Origin of the sequence: Gordonia sp. VNK21 (genome assembly GCF_046098115.1) — a bacterium.
Lineage (GTDB): Bacteria > Actinomycetota > Actinomycetes > Mycobacteriales > Mycobacteriaceae > Gordonia.
In genome coordinates, this window is sequence record NZ_JBJURU010000031.1 from 2,573 (window position 1) to 5,025 (window position 2,453).

Below are 2,453 nucleotides of genomic sequence, written 5' to 3' on the forward strand. Positions count from 1 at the left end.
CCAACTTATGGCATCGGCGGACCGGCCGCTGGGCCACGCTTCACATAACTGCTCGAGCGGGCCGCATGCACCAGCAACATTTCGTCATACGCGCTGAGCCCGACCGTGCATAGAGTGTCGACGACGGTGGTACGTATCTGGCATCTAGTGCTCCGCGTCGTGATAACTGGGGGTAGGCGACGCTCCTACGCCGGCTCCCAGCAGAACGGGCAGCAGGGTCACCCGGCCTCTTGTGCTTTACACACCCGGCGGCACGGTCTCGCTCTCGGGGAGCGACGGCGGAAGCACGTGGTTGTTTTCGGCCTGAACCACGAACTGCCGGCCACCAACCGGCTAAACCGCTAGATCGAGCCGGTCCTGCCGCAGCATCGGCCAACTCGCCGGGGATGCTAGTGGACCAGTGGTAGTCGGCAGTTCTAGTCGACAGTCGCCATTCTTGACAGGACTCCCTCCACAGCCAAGGCCACCTTTTACTCGGGCGGCTTCGCTGTGCCCCCGTTGGCCGCGTGCTGCTGTGGCGGGCCCACCGGCCGTCAAGCACCAAGTCCGGCTTTTGTTGGTGCACGACGGCGGCAGCGAGGGGCTCTCGCTCTGGCACGGCGGCCCACACATTTCGTGTTCTCCGGCCCACTGGGACGACGGGCAAGACGACCCTCGGCCGCATCCTCGCAGCGGATGGGGGTCAATAGTGCTGCGCCTCGTGATCTACGGTCTATGCATGGTGGCAGCAGCTGTGAGATACGTGCCAGCCCGAGTCGCGCATACTGCTTTACAACGACCACGTACGCCGGGCGAGCTCGTCAATACACTTCGCACCGGGTCGCCGGCCAGGCGGCTACGGTATTCAACCGTCCTCGTCACTGGCTCTTCGTCGGGCATCGGCGCTGCGGCAGCTGAAGAGTTCGCCCGTCGTGGAGCCCACGTCTTGATGGTGGCGCGGCGTGCGCACAGCCTAGACGAGCTCGTCACGCGTATCCGGGCCGAGGGCGGCTATGCCGACGCCTGTCCGGCGGATCTCTCCGACACCGACGACACGGCTCGCCTGATCCAGCACGTGCTCGCCGAGTACGGCTGCCCAGACATCGTCGTGAACAACGCCGGGCGGTCGATTCGCCGCGAGGTCCTCGACTCGACGGATCGGCTGCACGACTATCAGCGCACCATGGCGGTCAACTACTTCGGTCCCGTGCAGCTGACGTTAGGGTTCCTACCTGCCATGAAGGAGCGCGGCAGCGGCCACTTCATCAACGTCTCCACCTGGGGGATCCCAATGGGCGCTATGCCCAAGTTCTCGGCATACGCGGGATCGAAGGCCGCGATTACCGCCTTCGGACGCAGCATAGCGTCGGAGTTGCGTGGCACAGGGGTCTCTGTGACGACCGTCTTCTTCCCGCTCGTGCGGACACCGATGATCGAGCCCACCAACGAATACCACCAAATTCCCGCGCTCACCGCGGTCGAGGCTGCGGACTGGCTCGTGCACGCGGCTGTGTATCGCGATCTGGAGGTCATGCCGCGAGTGGCACGGCTTCTCCGACGAGTGGGCGCGGCCTCGTCGAGAGTCGCGGACCGGCTTGTGGAACGTAATGCGCCCTGACGTGTGCCCCAGATGGTGGCCCACGGCGAGGTGATCAACTCGGCGAGGAGGGCCGATGTGCGACACGGGGATACCTGACTCGTCGGTGCGATCGGCCCGAGGCTCTGCTGCACGACGGTCCACTTAGCCTGGTCCCGCCGCCGGGCTGTCGGGGTGGTGCCCCGGACCTGCGATCTCGGCCAACGTGTCGGCACGACATATGCGACGCCACGCGCCACCCGACGATCATCCGGGAGTAGACGTCGGTAATGAAGCACACATACCCCACCCCGCACCAGGTCGGCACGTACGTCAGATCGGCACCCACAGATGATTGGGTGCGGTCGCGGTGAAGTTGCGTTTGACCAGATCCGGATGCCGTGGCGTATCTGGATCGGCTTTCGTGGTGCGCACCTGCTTTCCCCGGCGGACCCCTTCGATGCCGGCGAGCCGCATCAACTGGGCGACCTGGTCGCGGCCGACGGCGTGACCGCGCCCGGCGCGCGGCCGTCCACAGCTTGCGGTCACCGTAGACCCGGTAGTTGTCCTCCCCCAGCTGTTCAAGAGCCGGACCCATCACCCGCGTCACGTCGCGTCCGCGCCGACGGCGCGCGGGCCTTGGTCACGTAGTACGTACTCGGGGCCCACCGGCACCCCTGCTGAGCGCAGGACAGCACTAATGGGCTCGACCCCAAACCAAGCGGAAGTAGAACTCTGAAGCCCACACCGTGTGGAATCCGGTGCCGAGGATCGAGAGACCATATGTACTCACAGCATTCCTTCCGCTACAGGTCGCCGCCCGGCGCGCGACGCGGGAGATTAGTGCGTCGTCGGCGTATCGTCGTGGTCACTTACCTGCTGCGGAATAGCCGTCTCT

The 2,453-nt window shown here is 65.3% G+C and carries 1 protein-coding gene and 1 pseudogene; one reads left to right on the forward strand and one right to left on the reverse strand.

Annotation, left to right across the window (positions count from 1 at the left end):
- Positions 1-718 precede the first annotated feature (718 nt).
- Positions 719-1,597, forward strand: a complete 879-nt coding sequence (locus tag ACJMNC_RS18135; protein WP_408949342.1) for an SDR family NAD(P)-dependent oxidoreductase — start codon at positions 719-721, stop codon at positions 1,595-1,597.
- A 196-nt stretch (positions 1,598-1,793) separates the two neighbouring features.
- Here ACJMNC_RS18135 and ACJMNC_RS18140 read toward each other — a convergent pair.
- Positions 1,794-2,220: pseudogene (locus tag ACJMNC_RS18140) on the reverse strand (IS3 family transposase); the annotation flags it as partial.
- Positions 2,221-2,453 lie beyond the last annotated feature (233 nt).